The organism is Pseudomonas sp. LBUM1657, from assembly GCF_059716075.1.
Genome location: NZ_CP166799.1, coordinates 2,764,316 through 2,784,540, shown reverse-complemented (window position 1 = coordinate 2,784,540; position 20,225 = coordinate 2,764,316). Strand labels below are relative to the sequence as shown.

The window sequence follows — 20,225 nt, the reverse complement described above, 5'->3', positions numbered from 1 at the left end:
TGTGCGCTTATTACTGATCGAGGATGACGTGGCCCTGGGCGAAGGCATCCATCAGGCCCTGGGCCGCGAAGGTTACACCGTCGACTGGCTGCAGGACGGTAGCAGCGCCTTGCATTCGCTGCTCAGCGAAACTTTTGACCTGGCGGTGCTTGACCTCGGCCTGCCACGCATGGACGGCCTCGAAGTGTTGCGCCGCTTGCGTGACAGCGGCTCGAACCTGCCGGTGCTGATCCTTACCGCCCGGGATGCCACCGAAGACCGCATCGCCGGGCTCGACGCCGGCGCCGACGATTACCTGATCAAACCTTTCGATCTGGCCGAACTCAAGGCGCGTCTGCGGGCTTTGTTGCGCCGCAGCGCCGGCCGTGCCCAGGTGCTGATCGAACATGCGGGCATCAGCCTCAACCCCGGCACTCAGCAAGTCAGCTATCAGGGCGAGCCGGTGGCCCTGACGCCCAAGGAATATCAACTGCTCCACGAACTGCTCTCACCACCCGGCCGGGTCATGACTCGCGATCACCTGATGCAGTTGCTGTACGGCTGGAACGAAGAAGCCGAAAGCAACACGCTGGAAGTGCACATCCATCACCTGCGCAAGAAGTTCTCCACCGACCTGATCCGTACCATCCGCGGTGTCGGTTACCTGGTGGAGGAACGTCGATGACTTCGATCCGGCGGCGCACCCTCACGCTGATCATCGGCTTGATGCTCGCCGGTCTCGCCGTGATCAGCGTGCTCAACCTGCACGACAGCAATCACGAAATCGCCGAAGTTTACGACGCCCAATTGGCCCAGAATGCCCGACTGTTGCAGGGTGTGATGCGCATGCCGCTGGCCAGCAAGGAACACATCGAGCTGTATCAGGCGTTCAACAAGGCCTTGAGCGAAGCCGTGCCGAGGGTCGATGGCCATCCCTATGAAAGCAAGATTGCCTTTCAAGTCTGGAATCGTCAGGGCGAAGTGCTGGTGCACACCGCCAGCGCGCCCTCCTTCACCGCGCCCCCGACGAAACCCGGTTTCAGCGATGTGGTGGACCTGAACAACCGCCACTGGCGCGCGTTCCTGCTGGAAGACAAACTCAATGACCTGCGGATCTGGGTCGGCGAACGGGACGATGTGCGTTCGGACCTGGTGGATCGGATCGTGCGCCATACCCTGTGGCCCAATGTACTGGGCAGCCTGATTCTGGCGGCGATGGTCTGGCTGGCCATCGGCTGGGGTCTCAAGCCTCTGGCGGATATGGCGGCAACGTTGCGGGCGCGGCATAGCGGCTCGCTGGAGCCGCTGCAACTGACGCCGTTGCCCAGCGAACTGGAACCGATGCAAGCGGCGCTCAATCGCATGCTCGCGCAGATTCAGGAGGTGCTCGCTCGCGAGCGACGCTTCATCGCTGATGCTGCCCATGAAATGCGCACCCCCCTGGCAGTGCTGCGGGTGCATGCGCAAAACCTGCTCGAGGCTGGCACTGAACAGGAGCGAAGAGAATCACTGGAATTTCTGATTGCCGGTGTCGACCGCGCCAGCCGCCTGGTCAATCAGTTGCTGACCATGGCCCGCCTTGAACCTAAAGCCGTGTCGCCAGTGCTGCACAGCGTCGACCTGACTGAAACGGTTCGCGACAGCCTGGTTCAGCTTACGCCCTGGCTGTTGAGCAAGAACCTCGAGCTGACATTCGACGTCAACGACCGTCCTTTCAAAGTGGTCACCGATGCCGCCGCCATCGACATCGCCCTGAACAACCTGATCACAAACGCAGCCAACTTTTCCCCCGAACACGGCGTTATCACCGTTCAGTTAAGTCAGGCGGACGGGTTCTATTCACTGAGTGTCGAGGATCAGGGGCCGGGTATCGACGAGGCGGATCGCGGGCGTTTGTTCGAACGGTTTTATAGCCGTGGAAATGCTCACGGGGCTGGATTGGGGCTGACAATCGTCAACACCATCGCAACTCGGCTGGGTGGACGGATCACACTGGTCAACCGACCTGAAGGCGGGTTGCGGGCAACCCTGTCAATTCCGGACGACCATTCCCGCACGCCTTTACAGCCAACCACGCTCCAGTTGCCGCGAATGCTTGAGTGATCACAGCGGGGTCTTGCGGTAATGCCGCCGAGCGCCTTCGCGGGCAAGCCCGCTCCCACAAGGACTTGTGGCGCCCCCAACACTCAACAACGACACCAAACCCTGTGGGAGCGGGCTTGCCCGCGAAGACGGCCGAACATCCAGCATCCCTTTCACTGCCATGCCACGCTGCAAGCCGCTTACAGGTGGCTCACGTTTTAGCGCTCGCCAAATGATGCGCGACCAAAGCGTTGGCATGGCCATGCCCCATACCGTGTTCAGTTTTCAGCCACGCCACCATCTCCATATGCTTTTTCCCGCTCACTGTTCCCAGCAGAGCCAGCCAGTGGTCGATTGGCTGACCGTATTTTTTTTCAATTGAGGGGAAGTACGACGCCGGCCCTTTTACTTTTGTATCGTCAGTCATGCTGCAAGCTCCCTTTATCACGACGGAGTGTCGGATAACGCTCCTTGTCGTCATGCCATAGATTGGATGCCAAACGCTATCCCAGCAACAACCCCTGCTCGCGCTCACACAACTCCACCACGTAATCCCACAACACCCGCAGCCGCACCGATTTGTGCAACTCGCGGCGGGTGCTGATCCAGTAGCTGCGCTGGATGCTCTCATCCGGCAGCAACGGCACCAGACCGGGATCTGCGCTGGCCATGTAGCACGGCAGCACCGCGATCCCCAGGCCTGAACGCGCGGCCTGTTGCTGGGCGATGACGCTGGTGCTGTGGAAGACCACCTGCGGGTTGCGGCAGAAGCTGTTGAGGAACATCAGTTCCTGGCTGAACAGCAAGTCGTCGACGTAACCGATCCAGGCATGTCGGCCGAGGTCGTCGCGGCTGTGCAGCGGTGGCGAGCGATCCAGATAGTCCTGGCTGGCGTAGAGCGCCAGGCGATAGTCGGTGAGTTTGCGAGTCACCAGCATGTCGGCGGCCGGGCGTTCCAGGTGGATGCTGATTTCCGCTTCGCGGTTGAGGATGCTGACAAACCGCGGCACCGCCACCAGTTCTACTTCCAGCCCAGGATAGCGCTCGAACAGCCCGTTCATGCGGCTGGCGAGGAACATGATGCCCAACCCTTCCGTGACCCCGACGCGGATCTTGCCCAAGGGCGCCGTGGATTGGGTGATCTCCTCTTGGGCCAGCAACGCGACGTTTTCCATCGCTTCGGCGTGTTTGAGCAGCGCTTCGCCGGCTGGGGTCAGCTCATAGCCTTGGGCGTGCTGGACAAACAGCGCGGTGCCGAGGCTTTTTTCGATGGCCTCGATGTGCCGGGCCACCGTAGCGTGGGTGGTGTTCAAGCGGCGGGCCGCGGTGAGCAAACGCCCGCTACGCTGCAACTCGAGAAAAAACCGCAGGTCATTCCAGTCAAACATGAGTCATCCTTGAAGCCAGGTGTTTAAAAACGCACAGCAGGTGCGTAAAAACTAACATTCTTTTGACGAAAGCTAACAACTAGGATGGGCCACAACAAGAACAACAATACGAGGTCACGGATGCAGACTTCCCAGGATGAATACGACTACATCGTGGTCGGCGCCGGGCCGGCCGGGTGTTTGCTGGCCAATCGATTGTCGACCGACCCGCAAAACCGGGTGCTGCTGCTCGAAGCCGGCGGCCGCGACAATTATGCGTGGATTCATATCCCCGTGGGTTACCTGTTCTGCATCGGCAACCCGCGCACCGATTGGTGCTTCAAGACCGAAGCACAGTCCGGCCTGCAAGGCCGCGCCCTGAGCTACCCGCGTGGCAAGGTGCTCGGCGGTTGTTCCTCGATCAACGGCATGATCTACATGCGCGGCCAGGCCGGCGACTACGACAGTTGGGCCGCCGACGGCAATCCCGGCTGGAGCTGGGACGACGTGCTGCCCTTGTTCAAGAAAAGCGAAAACCATTTTGCCGGCGCCTCTGAGTTTCATGGCGCTGCCGGCGAGTGGAGGATCGAACGCCAGCGCCTGTCCTGGCCGATTCTGGACGCATTCCGCAACGCCGCCGCGCAAACCGGCATCGCCAGCATCGATGACTTCAACCAGGGCGACAACGAAGGGTGCGGCTACTTTCAGGTCAATCAGAAAGCCGGCATCCGCTGGAACGCGGCCAAGGCGTTTCTCAAACCGATCCGCCATCGCCCCAATCTCACTGTGCTGACCGACGTTGAAGTGGATCGCGTGCTGCTGGAAAACGGCCGTGCCTCAGCGGTCAGCGCACGTTGGAAAGGTCAGGCGAGAACCTTCAAGGCACGCAAGGAAATCGTCCTGTGCGCCGGCTCTGTGGGTTCACCGAGCATCCTGCAACGTTCCGGGATCGGTCCTCGCCCCCTGCTGCAACGCCTGGGGATCGGCGTTGTCCATGAGCTGTCGGGCGTTGGTGGCAATCTGCAGGATCACCTGCAACTAAGGCTGATCTACAAACTGGAAAACGCCCGCACCCTGAACCAAATCGCCGGCAGCCTGTGGGGCAAAATGGGCATGGGCCTGCGTTACCTGTATGACCGCAGCGGCCCGCTGTCCATGGCGCCGAGCCAGCTCGGTGCCTTCGCCCGTTCGGGGCCGGAGCAGACGTCGGCGAATCTTGAGTACCACGTGCAGCCGTTGTCCCTGGAGCGCTTCGGCGAGCCGTTGCACGCCTTCCCCGCCTTCACCGCGTCGGTCTGCGATTTGCGTCCGCAAAGCCGCGGCCGGGTGGAGATTCGCTCTGCCGACCCACAGGAAGCGCCGCTGATTCAGCCTAATTACTTGAGCCACCCCGAAGACCTGCGGGTCGCCGCCGATGCCATTCGCCTGACCCGGCGCATCGTCGCCGCGCCGGCCCTGCAAGCGTTCAGACCGGTGGAGTACCTGCCCGGTGACAGTTTGCAGAGCGAAGAAGAGTTGCATGAAGCCGCCGCGCGAATCGGCACCACAATTTTCCATCCGGTGGGCACCTGCCGAATGGGCAACGACGCGGATGCCGTGGTGGATGCGCAACTCAAAGTCCACGGCATCCCCGGCCTGCGCATCGCCGACGCCTCGATCATGCCGCGCATCACGTCGGGCAACACCTGTTCGCCGACGCTGATGATTGCGGAGAAAGCCGCACAATTGATCCTCAACCCTGCTGTAGACACCACACCTGTGGGAACGAGCTTGCTCGCGATGACGGAATGACATTCAACATCATCGTTGACTGACCCACCGCTTTCGCGAGCAAGCTCGCTCCCACAAAGGTTGCATTTGATTCACGGACATCGAGCATCACCCCCTGCAAGGAACACGCAACATCAGTGGAACAACAAAAACAATCACTGTGAGGGATACCGATATGTCAGAACATGTTCAATCTCTGGACGCCGTGCCTAGCGCGGACACCAGTCGCGACACCCAAAAAGTCATCTTCGCTTCGTCCCTGGGGACGGTGTTCGAGTGGTACGACTTTTTCCTGTATGGCGCGCTCGCGGCGGTGATCAGCAAGCAGTTTTTTGCCGGGGTCAACGACACCACGGCGTTCATCTTTGCGCTGATGGCCTTCGCCGCCGGTTTCATCGTGCGGCCATTCGGCGCCCTGGTGTTCGGCCGGTTGGGGGACATGATCGGGCGTAAATACACGTTCCTCGCGACCATCGTGCTCATGGGCCTGGCGACCTTCTGCGTCGGCTTGCTCCCGAACTATGCGAGCATCGGCATCGCCGCGCCGATCATCCTCGTGGTGCTGCGCATGCTTCAGGGCCTGGCCTTGGGCGGTGAGTACGGCGGCGCCGCGACTTACGTGGCGGAACACGCGCCCATGGGCAAACGTGGCTTCCACACCAGCTGGATTCAGTCCACCGCCACCCTCGGCTTGCTGCTGTCGTTGCTGGTGGTGCTCGGTTGCCGCTACTTCACTGGCGACCAGTTCGAAGTCTGGGGCTGGCGGATTCCGTTCCTGTTTTCGATCTTTCTGCTGGCCATCTCGACCTGGATTCGCCTGAGCCTGCACGAGTCGCCTGCGTTCGTGAAAATGAAAGAGGAAGGCAAACTCAGCAAAGCGCCGATCCGCGATTCCTTCGGCAAATGGGAAAACCTCAAAGTCGTCCTGATTGCCCTGTTCAGTATCAATGCCGGGCAAGCGGTGACCTTCTATGCCGCACAATTCTACGTGCTGTTCTTCCTCACTCAATTCCTGAAAATGGACCCCGCCGTGGCTAACGGCCTGCTGATCATCAGCGTGACGATTGGCGCACCGTTCTTCATCTTTTTTGGCTGGCTGTCGGACAAGGTCGGACGTAAACCGGTGCTGATGATCGGCCTGTTGCTGGCCACTGCGCTGTACTTCCCGATCTTCAAGTCCATAGCCCATTACGCCAACCCGGCCATCGACCTGGCCAGCCGCCAGGCACCGATCACCGTACTGGCCGACCCGGCCACCTGCACCTTCCAGTTCGACCCGGTAGGCAAGGCGAAATTTGATAGCCCTTGCGACAAGGTCAAAACCTTCCTGGTCAAACAGGGCCTGCCCTACAGCAGTGAAGCTGCTCCGGTCGGCAGCACCATTCAGGTGAGCATCGGCGAGGTAAAAATCGATGGCTACGACGAAGCGGCTCTGCGTGGCGCAGTGACCCTGGCCGGGTATCCGTCTCAAGCCGACACCCAGCAGGTCAACAAACCGATGATCGTGGCGCTGATGGTCGCGTTAATCATCATCTCTGCCATGTGCTACGGCCCGCTGGCGGCGCTGATGGTCGAACTGTTTCCGACCCGCATCCGCTACACCTCGATGTCCCTGCCCTACCACATCGGCAACGGCTGGTTCGGCGGGTTCCTGCCGACGGTGTCGTTTGCCTTGGTGGTGTACACCGGGGACATCTTCTATGGGCTTTGGTACCCGGTGGTGATTACCGGGGTGAGCCTGGTGGTGGGGATGATCTGCTTGCGTGAGACCAAGAACGTGGACCTGGATACCAACTGACAGCCAGTGCAAAAAAACGCCCCGCAAAGCGGGGCGTTTTTCGTTAACCTGATCCAACGCTCGACGCAACCATCGCCCCGCCACTCACCAGACCGAGGCATCATGATCATTTCATCCGCATCCGACTATCGCGAGGCAGCACGTCGCAAACTCCCGCGTTTTTTATTCGATTACATTGATGGCGGCGCTTATGCAGAGCACACGCTGAGGGCTAACAGTTCTGATTTGGCGGACATCAGCCTTCGTCAGCGCATTCTGAAAAACGTCGAAACGTTGAGCCTTGAAACCACCCTCTTCGATCAACGACTTTCAATGCCCATCATATTGGCGCCGGTCGGTCTGACAGGCATGTTCGCCCGCCGTGGTGAAGTGCAGGCGGTAAAAGCAGCGGAAAACAAAGGCATCCCGTTGTGCCTCTCAACCGTATCGGTGTGTTCGATCGAGGAAGTCTCGTCCCAAAGCCAACAATCGATCTGGTTTCAGCTGTATGTGTTGAAGGACCGAGGCTTCATGAAAAATGCACTGGAGCGCGCGAAGGCCGCCGGTGTGAAGAACCTGGTGTTTACGGTGGATATGCCCACGCCCGGCGCCCGATACCGGGATGCGCACTCGGGCATGTCAGGCCCTTTTGCGGCATCGCGACGAATTTTCCAGGCGATGACCAAACCCGATTGGGCCTACAACGTCGGCATGATGGGGCGTCCGCACGATCTCGGGAATATATCGAAGTACCTAGGCAAAGCTGTGACGCTCGAAGACTACATGGGCTGGTTGGCCAATAACTTCGACCCATCGATCAGTTGGAGCGATCTGGAGTGGATTCGTGATTTCTGGAAAGGCCCGATGATCATCAAAGGCATTCTCGATCCCCAGGATGCCAAGGACGCGGTCAGCTTCGGTGCGGACGGCATTATCGTGTCGAACCACGGTGGCAGGCAGTTGGACGGTGTGCTTTCTACGGCCAAGGCGCTGCCGCCCATCATGCAAGCCATCGGTGATGATCTGACGGTGCTGGTCGACTCGGGCATTCGCTCGGGGCTGGATGTCGTACGGATGCTGGCGCTGGGTGCGAAAGGTGTATTGCTGGGGCGTTCCATGGCCTATGCACTGGCCGCCGACGGTCAACGCGGGGTGGAAAACATGCTGGATATTTTCGCCAAGGAAATGCGTGTGGCCATGACGTTGACCGGGGTGACCTCGATTGGTCAGATTGATGAGTCCACGCTGGTGAGTGCTGTTCGATGAGTTGAACGCCAGCCCCCAAAAAAAGCCCCGCTAATGCGGGGCGGGAAACAGCAACTACTCGACATCTTTGAGAATCTCAAATGTCACTTGGTCGGGATAGAACGCCAGGTAACCGCGAATCTGTTCCACCGACACTTTGGGGTCTTCATAACTCCACACCGCGTTGGCGCCTTCATGCCCCGGGATCTGCAAACTGAAATAACTGGCATCGCCCTTGTACGGGCAATAACTCGTGTGATCGGTGCGGGCATAATACTTTTCGTCGATGTCCTCCCGCGGGACGTAATACACCGGCGGATAATTCGCCTCCAGAAGCACCAGCGCACGCGCGGAAGCGGCCACCTGAATTCCGTGAAACTTCACCAACAGGCAGCCGGGCTGCTCGGCAATGGTGATGACAGGGCTAGGACCGGAGCTTTTCATGGAAAACGTTCCTCATGACGGTGATGAACCTGTAGGAGCAAGCGGTGCGGCGTTCCGACCTGCCCGCGATGGGCTGAGCAGCAGCCCTGAAACCTGAAACCACGATTTATCAGGTATAACCCAAGTTTCGTCATCACGACGGCTTCGCAGCCGAACGGGGGCCTTCCGGTTAACGGCCTTACAACGCTTCAAACGTCTATAGGCCGAGTCGTCGCACCCGGCACTCGCAATCCGTTGCAACACCCATGGCTGTACATCCATACAGATAAAGATTGCCCCAAGGCTCATCACCCGCCATTCTGTGCACCTCTCGAACACTGATCGACGATGGTGGCTATGCGGCTGTACCTCTGTGAAAAACCCTCCCAGGCCAAAGACATTGCGGCGGTGCTCGGCGCCAAACGTCGGGGTGACGGTTGCTGGCTGGGAACAGACGTCACGGTGACCTGGTGCATTGGCCACTTGCTGGAAACCGCGCCGCCGGATGCTTACGACGCGCGATACAAACGCTGGGTGCTGGCGGATCTGCCGATCATTCCAGAGAAGTGGAAAATGACCGTCAAACCGCGTACCGCCAGCCAATACAAGGCGGTCAAGCGGCTGCTCGGTGAGGCCGATGAACTGGTGATCGCCACAGATGCCGACCGTGAGGGCGAAATGATCGCCCGGGAACTGGTAGAGCATTGCCGGTATCGCGGGCCGATCCAGCGGCTATGGCTGTCGGCGCTGGACGATGCTTCGATCCGCAAAGCCCTGGCGGCTCTCAAACCGGGGGCCGAGACTTTCAGCCTCTATCACTCGGCACTAGGCCGCTCCCGGGCCGACTGGCTGATCGGGATGAACATGAGCCGGTTGTTCACCCTGCTGGGCCGTCAGTCCGGTTATCAGGGCGTATTGCCGGTCGGTCGGGTGCAAACGCCGACCTTGCGTCTGGTGGTGGATCGCGATCGCAGCATTGCCGATTTCGTACCGGTCGCTTATTGGGCCATCGACGTGCAACTGCTGCAGGATGGCACCGCGTTCACCGCCCAATGGCGTTCGGCTTCCGAGGTTTGCGACGATCAGGATCGCTGCCTGAATCAGGTGTTGGCCCAACAGGCGGCTGCGGCAATTGCCGGCGCGGCGAGTGCCCGGGTGATCAAGCTGCGTACCGAGCGGATGCGCGAAGTGGCGCCGCTGCCGTTCGATCTGGGCACCTTGCAGGAAGTCTGCTCGAAGAAGCTCGGTCTCGGCGCCCAGGAAACCCTCGATATTGCCCAGGCGCTTTACGAAACCCACAAAGTCATCACCTACCCGCGTAGCGACTGCGGCTACCTGCCGCTGAGTCAGCACAGCGAAGCGCCAGGCATTCTGGCGGCGCTGCGCCAGGCTGATCCGGCGCTGAACGCCTTGAACGACCACCTGGAGCCTCAGCGGCGCTCACGGGCGTGGAACGATGCCAAGGTCAGCGCTCACCACGGCATCATTCCCACTGCGGCGGCGAAGAACCTTGAACGACTGGCGGGCAAGCAACGGGCGGTCTACACCCTGATCCGCGCGCGTTACCTGGCGCAGTTTCTGCCCAATCATGAATACGACCGCACCCAGGCCGACTTCGACTGCGCCGGTGAAGCCTTGCGTGCCGTCGGCAAGCAGATTGTCGAGCCCGGTTGGAAGCGTGCCTTGCCCGAGGCCCTCGCCCCGGCCAAGGGCCGCGAAGCACCGGCCCCGCAAACCCTGCCGACGCTGACCGAAGGTTGTGAATGCGCGGTGGCCGACGTGAAGCTCAAGGACCTCTGGACGCAACCGCCCAAGCCGTTCACCGAAGGCGATCTGATCAAGGCGATGAAGAACGTCGCCAAACTGGTGGAAGATCCACTGCTCAAGCAAAAACTCAAGGACACCACCGGCATCGGCACCGAAGCGACCCGCGCCTCGATCATTCAGGGCCTGCTCGATCGCGGTTACCTGATCAAGAACGGCAAGGCACTGGCCGCAACGCCGGCGGCGTTCAGCCTGATCGATGCAGTGCCGCGCGCCATCGCCGATCCGGGGACCACAGCCATTTGGGAGCAGGCGCTGGACATGGTGCAGAGCGGGGAAATGAGTCTGGAAGAATTCGTCACCAAACAGGCGGCATGGATGAGCAAGCAGGTCGCCCGCTGCGCCGGTCTGAGCCTGACCATCAGCGGACCGGCCAGCCCCGCGGGTCGTGCGGCGACACCGTGGAAGAACAAGCGAAAACCGGCGAAACGCAAACCATCGGCCGGCACTAAACGCGCGGCCAAACCGGCGAGCAAGGCTTGATGGCACTTCGAACAGACCAAGAGGGTCTAGAGTTCTTCAAGCCCGGCGACAGCCCCATTTCTGAAAAGGCACCGACCATGATTATCGTGCATCACCTGAACAACTCCCGGTCCCAGCGTATTCTCTGGCTGCTGGAAGAACTGGCCATCCCTTACGAGCTGAAGCTGTATCAGCGCGACCCGAAGACCAATCTCGCACCACCGGAGTTGAAAGCGATCAATGCCCTGGGCAAATCGCCGATCCTCGAAGACGGCGCGCAGAAGCTGATCGAATCCTCCGCCATCGTCGACTACCTGATTCGCCGTCACGGCCAGGGTCGCCTGCAACCCGATCCCTCCACCGCCGCCTACGACGAATACGTGCAGTGGCTGCACTTCGCCGAAGGCTCGGCCATGTTGCCGCTGATGCTCAACCTGTACGTGGGCCGCCTGGGTGAAGCCGGGGCGCCGTTGCATCCGCGGATCAACTCCGAAATCGCCAATTACCTGGGTTATCTCGACACCGCGCTGAGCCAGTCTGCTTACCTGCTGGGCGATGAGTTCAGCGCCGCCGACATCCAGATGAGTTTTATCGGCGAAGTCGCCAGAGCCCAGGGCAAGCTGGGCAACTATCCTCATGTAGCGGCCTGGATCGAACGCTTTCAAGCACGTCCGGCCTATCAAGCCGCGCTGAAAAAGGGTGGGAAATACGACTTCGCCCCACATTGAGCGATCACGTTCGGGCCAAGGATGGCCTGCGCATCAGGAGCCAACGCATGCCTTCCATAGAACTGCTCGCCGCCCGGCGCGACGATCTGGAAACCATCGAAAACCTGATGCAGTTCTACACCTACGACTTCAGCGAGTGGCTGCCGCTGAAGCTCGGCGAACACGGTTTCTTCAACATCCTGCCCAAACTGGATTACTGGCGACAACCCGCGACAAAGCCGTTTCTGATCAAGGTCGACGGAGAACTGGCGGGGTTCGTGACGGTGGATGACGAAACCCGTTTGCACGGTGCCGAGCACAACATCGGCTACTTGTTTGTCAGTCGGCGATTCCGTGGCCAAGGTGTCGCGATGTTTGTCGTTTCAACCCTCTTGCGCCAATGCCCCGGTCAATGGCAGATTTTCCATATCGACGCGAACCAGCCTGCACGGCTGTTCTGGGCCAGAGTAATGCCTGAGCTCACCGGTGGCGGGTTCACGCTGCATCAACTGCCGGTAGACGGCTACCCCTGCACCTTTTACCGCTTCCAGACCTCGCCGCCATCGCCCTGACCAGCGCTTCCCATCCCCGTTTTCTAATTCCAAACAGCTTTGTCCGACAATATGTAGTGCATGAAAATAATCACTACAAAACCGTTGACGCGTTCGATTTGCCCTTGCATGATGCAGACATCTCCCCGATCGGGAGTACCGGCAACACGTTTGAGCAAGCTCGTCTGACCGCCGAGCTGTTTTCCCCGGATACACGCTGCCCACAAGGCAGATTGAAGAAGCTGACCTGGCCTGAACGTCCAGTACAAGGGACGAGAAGCGCTGGCGATCAATCCTCATGAAGCTTGTGGCCGACCCTGAAAATGTCGGCAGTGGCTCCAGGTTTTCGCCGCTTCTCTTCGTTGTGACGCTATTGCGTAGCAGTTATTCAACACGACTACATGCAACAGACGCGGGACCCCGTCAATTTGGCGGCCGACCGCTGACGTCCTGGTTTCGGTGCCAGGGATCAACTAACCGATGGGCTACCTGTATTAGCGAATCAACTTTGAAAGATCACCAAATGGTCAAGGGGCTTTATTATGAATCTGAACAATCAACCTACTATCGATGAACTGGCTCGTATGTTCGCTGCGCAAAAAGACAGCCATGACAGCCACATTCTGTGGATCAGCAAGTCGGGCCAGGTTCATATCGACTGCCTGTCGCCTCACGCTCATGAAGCGGAGTTCGACAAGAACAACCAGAACCTGCTCGCCCGACTGAAGATGTACCGTCGCGGCCAGGGCTATGTCGGCAAGAAAGCCGCGGCCGACAAGGACTTTATCGGTAATGTTCTGCAAACGCTGAAACAGGCGTGGGCATCGATGCAGAACCAGAACGAAGTTCGGGTGATTGACCGGTTCTACTGATACCTCCCAGGGGTTTTATCCCACCCCACAATAAAAAGGCCCCGCTCGTACTATCGAGCGGGGCCTTTTTGTTTGTCCCGTGCTCAGCAAACAAAGCTATCGTTAACCATACGCACTGCCGGGCCACTGGAGAGTTGTGATGACAAGAATCCTGACATTCCTGCTGTTGTTGACAATGACCCATGCTGCTCAGGCGAACAGCGTCGCCGGCGTGCCCTCGTTCATTGTGGAGTGTCCCGGAAAACTCCTCGTCCAGGCGGATCAGGACGGGCCGGTGCTGATCAACAGCAAAGAAGCCGATACCAAAGCCATCAGCGACCGCAAGTTCGAAGCGAAAGGTGCAGGCGTCACGCTCTCGATCGTCCTCGCCGATGACGACTCTGTGAGCGTGAGCTCCACGGGCAATAAGCCCAATGGTGTGTGCGAATCAGTGGATGATTGACTTCGTCGGCTCGACTGCGCTCGCGTCCAATACCAGCTCCATAAAAGCCACCGACGCCGCACTGTGATAGTTGTTTTTACGCCGAAGCAGCGCCGCTCCTCGCTGGGGCGCCTCCCCTGATAACGGAATTCTGCGCAACGCACGGTCCTGGGTGGCGATGGGTTCTGGAAGGATGGTGGCGATGGCTGTATGCCGAATGACTTCCAGCAACGTGCTCACCGAATTGACCTCGATCACCACCTTCGGCGTGATCTGCTCCTGGGCAAAATAATCATCGATACGCGTGCGGGTTACGAAATCCTTGGCCAGCAACGCAAACTCCAACTGCGCCACCGCCTCGGCGGACAACGCACCCTGACTTTCGTACAACGGATGATCCCGCCCCACCATCACCCCCAGCGTCTCGGTAAACGCCGGGATCGACTCGATGTCGGCATTTCTGACCTGGGTAAACGCGATGGCGATGTCCAGTGAGTCATCCACCAGCCCCGCCTCGATATCGTCCATCGACAACTCGAAAATCTCCAGGTGGATGTTCGGAAACCGCGCCACATAATCTCGTACCAACGGCCCGACTAAATAGGCCATGAAGGTTGGCGTCATGGCCAGCCGCAAGGTGCCGCGGGACAAATCCTTCACGTCATGCAGCGCGCGTTTGCCGGCCTCCAGTTCCACCAGCACCCGACGTGCACACTCGATGTAAGCCGCACCCGCATCGGTGGGCTTGACCGTGCGCGAGGTACGGTCGAACAGGCTGACGCCCAGGGTTTCTTCCAGTTGCCGGATTTGCTGGGACAGGGTCGGCTGGGAGACATGCAGCGCCTCGGCGGCGCGGGTGAAACCACCGTGGTCGGCGACCGCCAGCAAATAACGCAAATGTCGAAGCAGCATGATATTTTCAACTATAGGCAGCACTTATGCATTGCATTGTATATCGGTCTTGGACGCTATGGATTGATCGGGAGAAGATTGCTTCACACCCAAGCAACACAACGCCGACAGGAGAAACCCCATGCAACAGTCCCACGCCTACAACGACCCAAGTCTGACCCTGACCACGTCGATCCTCGATGCCAAGGCGCGCAAAAACCTGTCCTGGCAGGACCTCACCGACGGCACAGGCCTGGGCCTGGCCTACGTCACCGCCGCCCTGCTCGGTCAGCATCCGCTGCCGGAAAGCGCCGCCAACGTGATTGGCGAAAAACTGGACCTGGATGCCGACGCCGTGGCCCGCCTGCAGATCATCCCCCTGCGCGGTAGCCTCTCGGGGATTCCGACCGACCCGACCATCTACCGCTTCTACGAAATGATTCAGATCTACGGGACGACGTTGAAAGCCCTGGTTCATGAGCAATTCGGCGACGGTATCATCAGCGCAATCAACTTCAAGCTCGATATGAAAAAAGTCGAAGACCCGGAAGGCGGCTCCCGCGCAGTGATTACCCTCGATGGCAAGTTCCTGCCATTGCGTCCTTTCTGATTGGATTGCAGCCCGCACTCATGTGCGGGCCTGACCCGATCCCCCAATCACTTTGTTCACTCACCAGATACGTCTGGAGGATGCCCCATGAAAGCGCTCATCGATGGTTTTTTGAAGTTTCAGAAAGAAGCCTTTCCGCAACGTACCGATTTGTTCAAACACCTGGCGACCACGCAACACCCCGGCACTCTGTTCATCACCTGTTCCGACAGCCGTGTCGTGCCGGAACTGCTGACCCAGCAAGAACCCGGTGAGCTGTTCGTGATCCGTAACGCCGGTAATATCGTGCCCTCCTACAGCCCGCACCCCGGTGGCGTGTCGGCCACGGTCGAATACGCCGTCGCGGTATTGGGGGTCACCGACATCGTGATTTGCGGCCATTCGGATTGCGGCGCCATGACCGCCGTCGCCACGTGCAAATGTATGGACCACTTGCCTGCGGTCAGTGGCTGGTTGCAGCACGCCGAGTCGGCGAAAGTCATCAACGAATCCCGCCCTCACGCCAATGACGCGGCGAAGGTTAGTTCGATGGTTCGGGAAAACGTCATCGCCCAACTGGCCAATATCCAGACCCATCCGAGCGTGCGGCTGGCGCAGGAAAAAGGCCTGCTGAACCTGCATGGCTGGGTCTACGACATCGAGACCGGTTCGGTCGACGCGCTGGACGACACCCGTCGTACTTTTGTGTCACTGGCCGAGCATCCGACCACCTGCGCGGCGTATGGGCAAGCGGTCGAAGCCGCCTGAAACGTCGTTCACCGATTATCCATATGCATGGACAGTAATGGCAGAGATGATGGCTATTGTTCCTCTATTCAACCTATTAGCATCGATGCCAAATGAGTAGCCATGAATAGAGGAACACCATGAACAAGCCCGAATTTTTCGCCACCCCTGGTTACGGGGAACATCTGCGGGATGCATTGCATTACTCGCAAGCGGTAAAGATTGGCAATCGCGTGGAGACGTCAGGCCAGGGTGGCTGGGATGACGATCTGCACATTCCCGACTCCCTCGCGGACGAGATCGCCCAGGCATTTCGAAATCTTGAGCGAACCCTGGCGACCGCGGGGGCGGGTTGGGAGCATGTTGTCCACGTCAATTCTTACCACGTTGGAGGGTTTCCCCCGGAGGTCAACGAGGTGATGGTCAGGCTGTATCGCCATTACATGCCCGACCACGCGCCAATCTGGACACAGGTAGGCGTCGCGGCGCTTGGACTTCCTACCATGCGCGTGGAAATCCGCGTGACGGCCATTATTCCCTGAAGGTCTGAATCACCCAGTCGATGAACACCTTCAAGCGCGCGGTTTGATGTCGATTGGGGGGATAGATCACGTGAAAAGGCATGACGGGGCGCGACCATTCTTGCAAAACGGGGACTAATTCGCCCGCGTCCAGATAAGGCTGAACAATGCGCCGAAAGTGCTGCCCGATGCCCAGGCCTGCGAGCATCATCTCTTTAAGGCCGTTACCTTCATTCGTCGAAAATTCGCAGTGACCGATCTCGTACCGATCGGTCCCGCGTTCGAAGATCAAGGGTTCCGGCTTACCCGAAGCAGCAAAGAAGTAGCCTGCCTTAACGTGGTTGGTCTGCAGATCGACGGGAGAGGAAGGCGTCCCCTTGCACTCAAGATAGGTCGGTGTCGCGCAGGTTACATAACTGAGGTCGAGGAGTTTGCGCCCGATCATCGTCATGTCATCCAGTTCGCCGGCACGAATCACACAGTCCACGCCTTCGCCCACGATATTGACGGGCCGGTCACTGATACCCAAAGCGATGGTGATATCGGGATACTCGCGATGAAAATCCGTCAGCGCCGGTATCAACAGACAATTAGAGAATGACGCTGGTGCATCAATTCTCAGGTGTCCGCTTGGCTTGAGCTTGTTACCCCGCGCCGCGTTGTCCACTGAGTCCAGTTCGGCAACCAGACGCATGGCATGGCTGTAGTACTCCAGCCCGTCCGAAGTGGCGGCGACCGCACGAGTGGTTCGATGCATCAGCTGGATGCCCAGATGCTTTTCAAGATCGGTGATCAGCTTGCTGACCGTCGAACGCGGCAGCGCCAACTGGTCTGCTGCCCGGCTGAAAGAGCCTGTTTCCACAACACGTACAAACGCACGCATGGCCAAAAGTTGATTCACTGTCGTCTACCCGCCTCGATGAACACGCAGCCGCATTGTCCATGCATCTGCACAGTGGCGTCAGGAATTTGGTTTTTGTTTGATCGATGCCGCGCGCCCGGTCCACGGGAGCGCGGCATCTGCGGATCCTTCGTTATTTGTCGTCCGTCTTCGTCGACGATTGTGGCGGACGCTCGGCGGTTTCTTCAGCGTTGGGCGCTTCTGGATAACTGCCTGGCGTGAACACGTGAGTCTGCAAGCCGCTGGCCTCGACGTCGATCACACCATGAACCGAACGAGTCAGGCCAATCGCCTGCTCACATTGTCTGTGGGTGTTGACGCGGCCGCTTAACACCACCGTGCCCGCATGGGTTTTGACATGGATATTCAGGCCAAGGCTGGTGTCGGCCTTGGTCAGGGCCGACTTCACCCTGGCGGTAATCCATGTGTCGTGAGCAACCATCTCCAGGTTATGAGAATAATGCTCAAAGGAATGACGTTTCATGGTGCAACCCTCTGTCACTGATCAGAAGCACTGTCCATCCCGATTGCTGTGCTCTCTTCCTCTCTGACGAGCGTTACGGACACTTGATTCGTTTTGGCGTGCTCGCCACGCAAACACAGACACACATTAATTATAGTGCGGCCTCGTGCGGTCTCAGCGTTTGACCGACAGATCGGTCTGCGTCATGCGGCTGCGGATGGTGAACACGCCATCTCCCGAAAGAATCGCGCTGCGCGCAAACAGGCGACCGCTTTCCCAGTTCGAAAGCCCCAGTTCCGGCTTGTTCAGCGCGTACTGTCCGTCGACCCAGCGGGTAATCCCGTTGCCGACAAAAGGCGCGTTGACCGCGTTGTAGAAGCGTTCCTGAGCCTCGGCATCCTCACTGATCAACGACACGGTGAACTGCGGGCTGTAGCGATTGAACAATGCGATGGCGCTGTCCAGGTCGTCGACGATCTTCAGACTGACTTCCGGGGTTTCTTCCCATTCCCACTCGCGACCCAGTTGATCCTCGGGCAGCGGTTCGGCCTGCTGCTCGGTCTGATAGCCCTCGGCGCGGTACACCTCGACACTCGCCGTTTGCCAATCACTCGGCAAGTACGACTCGCTGCCCTCAACGATGTGCAACTTGCAGCCCTGGCCCCGTGCGGCACCGGCCTGTTGCAGGGCTTCGAGAAACAGCGGCAGCAATTCGGCGACGCGGTCGCGGTGAATCAGGCAGACGTTCATCGTGTTGCAGACCTTGCGGTCCAGCGAGTTGCGCACCACGGCCGCAAAGCGCTTGGCGTCGGCGTCCTTGTTCGCTATCAGCCAGGCGCCACCGGTGCCATGCAGGCTCACGGCGGTGCCGGCTTGTTGGGCAATGCTGCCCAACTGACTGACGGCCCGACCCGAACCGCGGGCCACCGCCAACGACAGACGCCGGTCGGCGAACATCGCCCAACCCGCTGCGTGATTGACGCTTTCCACCAGCGACACTGCGCCGGTCGGCAAACCGGCTTCGGCCAGTGCTGGGTTCAATGCATGGGTGACGATCGCCTGGGCGGTGCCCAAGGCATCGCTGCCAATGCGCAGCACCGCGGTGTTGCCGGTGCGCAACACACCAGCGGCGTCGGCGAATACATTTGGCCGGCCCTCGAAAACGAACGCGACGATGCCCAGGGGCGAGACCACTTGCTCGACTTTCCAGCCGTCATGCTCGACGCAACTGATCACTTTGCCACGGGACGCGGACGCATTTCGCCAGGCCCTGAGGCCGGCAATCATGTCGCGACGCATGCGCTCATCGGCCAGTAGTCGCGTGGTGGAACGCCCGCGTGCCTTGGCGCGTTCGATGTCGGCCAGGTTGGCGGCTTCGATCAAGGCCCAGCCATCCGGGGTTTCCAGGCGTTGGGCAAACAGATCGAAGAATGCGCTGATCGCCTGATCCGACACCGCGGACATGGCGGTGAATGCCGCTTCGGCGCGTTCGATCGCAACGCAGGCCGCTTGCCGGTCAGCCACCGGAATCAGCAACAACTCGCCACTCACCTGCTCCACCAACAGGTGGTCGCCGGGCTGAAAGCGCGCCGCCAGTTCGGGGCTGACCACAGAGACACGATTACCCGCGAAAGGGATTGGCGTGCCAGCGACTAGACGTTCGAGCGCGAGAGACATTAAGCGGTTTCACCATGCAGTGGGCGGCCGGAAAATGTATAGGAAAATCCGGGGAGCGTCATTAACCGCACGCCTGACCGATGATCGAAAACCCGGCGACGAATCCCCCGGCCCTCCTACGCTAAAGGGGTAAATCAGCGTTTCCTGTACGCGAAGGAGCCTGTCATGAGCGATGAATTCAAAAGTCATGGATCGGCTCTTGACGACGAAGGTCTGGCGAATGCCCTGGACCTTGCCAAAGTCAGTGCCGCGCAACTCTGGGCTGTTCTGGCAGTAGAAACCTCCGGCTACGGATTCTTTCCCGATCGCCGTCCGAAAATCCTTTACGAACGTCACGTCTTCAGCCGCCTGACCCACCAGACATTCGACGCGCAACACCCCGGTATCAGCAGCAAAACCCCTGGCAACTATGGCGCCTCGGGGCAGCACCAGTATGACCGTCTGAACCTGGCCATCGGCCTGAACAGGAACGCGGCGCTGCAAAGTACCTCGTGGGGACTGGGTCAGATCATGGGGTTCAATTTCGGGCAAACCCGTTCAGCGGATGTCGAGGCGATGGTCAAGCGGATGGTCGTGTCCGAAAACGAACAACTGCTTTGTACCATTGGCACGCTGATCGAAGGCGGCTCGGTGGCGGCGTTGCGGGCCAAGGACTGGGCCAACTTTGCACGCCGCTACAACGGTCCCAACTACGCCATCAACCACTACGACCTGCGCCTCAGCGCCGCGTATCAGAAGTTCAACTTTGGAGGTAGCCCGGACCTGAGGATTCGTATGGCACAAACCTACCTGACGTACCTGGGTTGGCATCCCGGCGCGATCGACGGCATCGTCGGCAAGCAGACCCGGGATGCAATGAACCTGTTCCAGGCACAAGAGCACCTGGATGTCACCACTGTGCTGAACGATGAAACGCTCGAATGCTTGCGCAGTCGCATCGAAGCCTTGCCGTGATC

The 20,225-nt window shown here is 59.4% G+C and carries 21 protein-coding genes; 14 read left to right on the top strand and 7 right to left on the bottom strand.

Going from position 1 to position 20,225, the window contains the following annotated elements; translation table 11 throughout:
* Window position 1: 1 nt before the first annotated feature.
* Together ACA055_RS12885 and ACA055_RS12880 are read left to right on the top strand one after the other, a co-directional pair.
* Window positions 2-664 (top strand): response regulator, encoded by a 663-nt coding sequence (locus ACA055_RS12885; protein ID WP_461950205.1) that lies wholly within the window; start codon window positions 2-4, stop codon window positions 662-664.
* Complete coding sequence (locus tag ACA055_RS12880; RefSeq protein ID WP_497683974.1) at window positions 661-2,082, top strand: ATP-binding protein; 1,422 nt, start codon at window positions 661-663, stop codon at window positions 2,080-2,082. The genes ACA055_RS12885 and ACA055_RS12880 overlap by 4 nt, the downstream gene beginning before the upstream one ends.
* A 190-nt stretch (window positions 2,083-2,272) precedes the next feature.
* Here the strand turns inward: ACA055_RS12880 and ACA055_RS12875 are convergent, their stop codons facing one another.
* Together ACA055_RS12875 and ACA055_RS12870 are read right to left on the bottom strand one after the other, a co-directional pair.
* On the bottom strand, window positions 2,273-2,488 hold the full coding sequence (locus ACA055_RS12875; RefSeq protein ID WP_497683973.1) for a DUF4287 domain-containing protein: 216 nt from the start codon (window positions 2,486-2,488) through the stop codon (window positions 2,273-2,275).
* Window positions 2,489-2,564: 76 nt separating this feature from the next.
* Window positions 2,565-3,449 (bottom strand): LysR family transcriptional regulator, encoded by an 885-nt coding sequence (locus tag ACA055_RS12870; protein ID WP_497683972.1) that lies wholly within the window; start codon window positions 3,447-3,449, stop codon window positions 2,565-2,567.
* 120 nt (window positions 3,450-3,569) lie between these two features.
* Between ACA055_RS12870 and ACA055_RS12865 the strand changes: the two genes are divergently transcribed.
* The 3 genes from ACA055_RS12865 (at window position 3,570) to lldD (ending at window position 8,241) form a co-directional block, all read left to right on the top strand.
* The gene (locus ACA055_RS12865) at window positions 3,570-5,219 is read left to right on the top strand and encodes a GMC family oxidoreductase (protein WP_497683971.1); all 1,650 of its coding nucleotides are present in this window, start codon (window positions 3,570-3,572) and stop codon (window positions 5,217-5,219) included.
* 154 nt (window positions 5,220-5,373) lie between these two features.
* Entirely contained in the window at window positions 5,374-6,996 is a 1,623-nt protein-coding gene (locus tag ACA055_RS12860; protein ID WP_497683970.1) for an MFS transporter, read from the top strand.
* Between the two features lie 102 nt (window positions 6,997-7,098).
* The gene (lldD, locus tag ACA055_RS12855; protein WP_497683969.1) at window positions 7,099-8,241 is read left to right on the top strand and encodes an FMN-dependent L-lactate dehydrogenase LldD; all 1,143 of its coding nucleotides are present in this window, start codon (window positions 7,099-7,101) and stop codon (window positions 8,239-8,241) included.
* A gap of 54 nt (window positions 8,242-8,295) precedes the next feature.
* Here lldD and ACA055_RS12850 read toward each other — a convergent pair whose 3' ends face one another.
* On the bottom strand, window positions 8,296-8,664 hold the full coding sequence (locus ACA055_RS12850; RefSeq protein WP_497683968.1) for a DUF427 domain-containing protein: 369 nt from the start codon (window positions 8,662-8,664) through the stop codon (window positions 8,296-8,298).
* Between the two features lie 336 nt (window positions 8,665-9,000).
* Here ACA055_RS12850 and ACA055_RS12845 point away from each other — a divergent pair, with 336 nt between their 5' ends.
* From ACA055_RS12845 to ACA055_RS12825, 5 genes are all read left to right on the top strand, one after another.
* Window positions 9,001-10,950, top strand: a complete 1,950-nt coding sequence (locus ACA055_RS12845) for a DNA topoisomerase III (RefSeq protein ID WP_497683967.1) — start codon at window positions 9,001-9,003, stop codon at window positions 10,948-10,950.
* Between the two features lie 77 nt (window positions 10,951-11,027).
* Window positions 11,028-11,657 (top strand): glutathione S-transferase family protein, encoded by a 630-nt coding sequence (locus ACA055_RS12840; protein ID WP_497683966.1) that lies wholly within the window; start codon window positions 11,028-11,030, stop codon window positions 11,655-11,657.
* A gap of 47 nt (window positions 11,658-11,704) precedes the next feature.
* The gene (locus tag ACA055_RS12835; protein WP_497683965.1) at window positions 11,705-12,208 is read left to right on the top strand and encodes a GNAT family N-acetyltransferase; all 504 of its coding nucleotides are present in this window, start codon (window positions 11,705-11,707) and stop codon (window positions 12,206-12,208) included.
* Window positions 12,209-12,729: 521 nt separating this feature from the next.
* Window positions 12,730-13,059, top strand: a complete 330-nt coding sequence (locus tag ACA055_RS12830) for a hypothetical protein (protein ID WP_059405521.1) — start codon at window positions 12,730-12,732, stop codon at window positions 13,057-13,059.
* A 139-nt stretch (window positions 13,060-13,198) separates the two neighbouring features.
* Entirely contained in the window at window positions 13,199-13,501 is a 303-nt protein-coding gene (locus tag ACA055_RS12825; RefSeq protein WP_497683964.1) for a hypothetical protein, read from the top strand.
* Here ACA055_RS12825 and cynR read toward each other — a convergent pair.
* On the bottom strand, window positions 13,487-14,392 hold the full coding sequence (gene cynR / locus ACA055_RS12820; RefSeq protein WP_497683963.1) for a transcriptional regulator CynR: 906 nt from the start codon (window positions 14,390-14,392) through the stop codon (window positions 13,487-13,489). The genes ACA055_RS12825 and cynR overlap by 15 nt on opposite strands.
* Window positions 14,393-14,513: 121 nt before the next feature.
* On the opposite strand from cynR, the gene cynS reads away from it, so the two are divergent.
* The 3 genes from cynS to ACA055_RS12805 all read left to right on the top strand — a co-directional run bounded on the left by cynS (window position 14,514) and on the right by ACA055_RS12805 (window position 16,249).
* Window positions 14,514-14,981: a cyanase gene (cynS, locus tag ACA055_RS12815; RefSeq protein WP_497683962.1), complete on the top strand. Its 468-nt coding sequence runs from the start codon at window positions 14,514-14,516 to the stop codon at window positions 14,979-14,981.
* A gap of 87 nt (window positions 14,982-15,068) precedes the next feature.
* Window positions 15,069-15,728, top strand: coding sequence for a carbonic anhydrase (locus tag ACA055_RS12810; RefSeq protein WP_497683961.1), 660 nt, complete (start codon window positions 15,069-15,071; stop codon window positions 15,726-15,728).
* A gap of 119 nt (window positions 15,729-15,847) precedes the next feature.
* Window positions 15,848-16,249, top strand: a complete 402-nt coding sequence (locus ACA055_RS12805) for a RidA family protein (RefSeq protein ID WP_497683960.1) — start codon at window positions 15,848-15,850, stop codon at window positions 16,247-16,249.
* Here ACA055_RS12805 and ACA055_RS12800 read toward each other — a convergent pair.
* From ACA055_RS12800 to ACA055_RS12790, 3 genes are all read right to left on the bottom strand, one after another.
* Window positions 16,239-17,129, bottom strand: a complete 891-nt coding sequence (locus tag ACA055_RS12800) for a LysR family transcriptional regulator (RefSeq protein WP_497683959.1) — start codon at window positions 17,127-17,129, stop codon at window positions 16,239-16,241. The genes ACA055_RS12805 and ACA055_RS12800 overlap by 11 nt on opposite strands.
* A gap of 133 nt (window positions 17,130-17,262) precedes the next feature.
* A complete protein-coding gene (locus ACA055_RS12795) occupies window positions 17,263-17,613 on the bottom strand; it encodes a BON domain-containing protein (RefSeq protein ID WP_497683958.1) in 351 nt (116 codons plus the stop codon).
* Window positions 17,614-17,766: 153 nt separating this feature from the next.
* Window positions 17,767-19,269: an aldehyde dehydrogenase family protein gene (locus ACA055_RS12790; protein WP_497683957.1), complete on the bottom strand. Its 1,503-nt coding sequence runs from the start codon at window positions 19,267-19,269 to the stop codon at window positions 17,767-17,769.
* A gap of 165 nt (window positions 19,270-19,434) precedes the next feature.
* On the opposite strand from ACA055_RS12790, the gene ACA055_RS12785 reads away from it, so the two are divergent.
* Window positions 19,435-20,223: an N-acetylmuramidase domain-containing protein gene (locus tag ACA055_RS12785; protein ID WP_497683956.1), complete on the top strand. Its 789-nt coding sequence runs from the start codon at window positions 19,435-19,437 to the stop codon at window positions 20,221-20,223.
* Window positions 20,224-20,225: the final 2 nt, after the last annotated feature.

Coding starts and splice junctions, on each gene's coding strand:
- ACA055_RS12880 (WP_497683974.1), top strand. CDS start 661: ATGACTTCGATCCGGCGGCGCACCCTCACGCTGATCATCGGCTTGATG.
- ACA055_RS12875 (WP_497683973.1), bottom strand. CDS start 2,488: ATGACTGACGATACAAAAGTAAAAGGGCCGGCGTCGTACTTCCCCTCA.
- ACA055_RS12870 (WP_497683972.1), bottom strand. CDS start 3,449: ATGTTTGACTGGAATGACCTGCGGTTTTTTCTCGAGTTGCAGCGTAGC.
- ACA055_RS12865 (WP_497683971.1), top strand. CDS start 3,570: ATGCAGACTTCCCAGGATGAATACGACTACATCGTGGTCGGCGCCGGG.
- ACA055_RS12860 (WP_497683970.1), top strand. CDS start 5,374: ATGTCAGAACATGTTCAATCTCTGGACGCCGTGCCTAGCGCGGACACC.
- lldD (WP_497683969.1), top strand. CDS start 7,099: ATGATCATTTCATCCGCATCCGACTATCGCGAGGCAGCACGTCGCAAA.
- ACA055_RS12850 (WP_497683968.1), bottom strand. CDS start 8,664: ATGAAAAGCTCCGGTCCTAGCCCTGTCATCACCATTGCCGAGCAGCCC.
- ACA055_RS12845 (WP_497683967.1), top strand. CDS start 9,001: ATGCGGCTGTACCTCTGTGAAAAACCCTCCCAGGCCAAAGACATTGCG.
- ACA055_RS12840 (WP_497683966.1), top strand. CDS start 11,028: ATGATTATCGTGCATCACCTGAACAACTCCCGGTCCCAGCGTATTCTC.
- ACA055_RS12835 (WP_497683965.1), top strand. CDS start 11,705: ATGCCTTCCATAGAACTGCTCGCCGCCCGGCGCGACGATCTGGAAACC.
- ACA055_RS12830 (WP_059405521.1), top strand. CDS start 12,730: ATGAATCTGAACAATCAACCTACTATCGATGAACTGGCTCGTATGTTC.
- ACA055_RS12825 (WP_497683964.1), top strand. CDS start 13,199: ATGACAAGAATCCTGACATTCCTGCTGTTGTTGACAATGACCCATGCT.
- cynR (WP_497683963.1), bottom strand. CDS start 14,392: ATGCTGCTTCGACATTTGCGTTATTTGCTGGCGGTCGCCGACCACGGT.
- cynS (WP_497683962.1), top strand. CDS start 14,514: ATGCAACAGTCCCACGCCTACAACGACCCAAGTCTGACCCTGACCACG.
- ACA055_RS12810 (WP_497683961.1), top strand. CDS start 15,069: ATGAAAGCGCTCATCGATGGTTTTTTGAAGTTTCAGAAAGAAGCCTTT.
- ACA055_RS12805 (WP_497683960.1), top strand. CDS start 15,848: ATGAACAAGCCCGAATTTTTCGCCACCCCTGGTTACGGGGAACATCTG.
- ACA055_RS12795 (WP_497683958.1), bottom strand. CDS start 17,613: ATGAAACGTCATTCCTTTGAGCATTATTCTCATAACCTGGAGATGGTT.
- ACA055_RS12790 (WP_497683957.1), bottom strand. CDS start 19,269: ATGTCTCTCGCGCTCGAACGTCTAGTCGCTGGCACGCCAATCCCTTTC.
- ACA055_RS12785 (WP_497683956.1), top strand. CDS start 19,435: ATGAGCGATGAATTCAAAAGTCATGGATCGGCTCTTGACGACGAAGGT.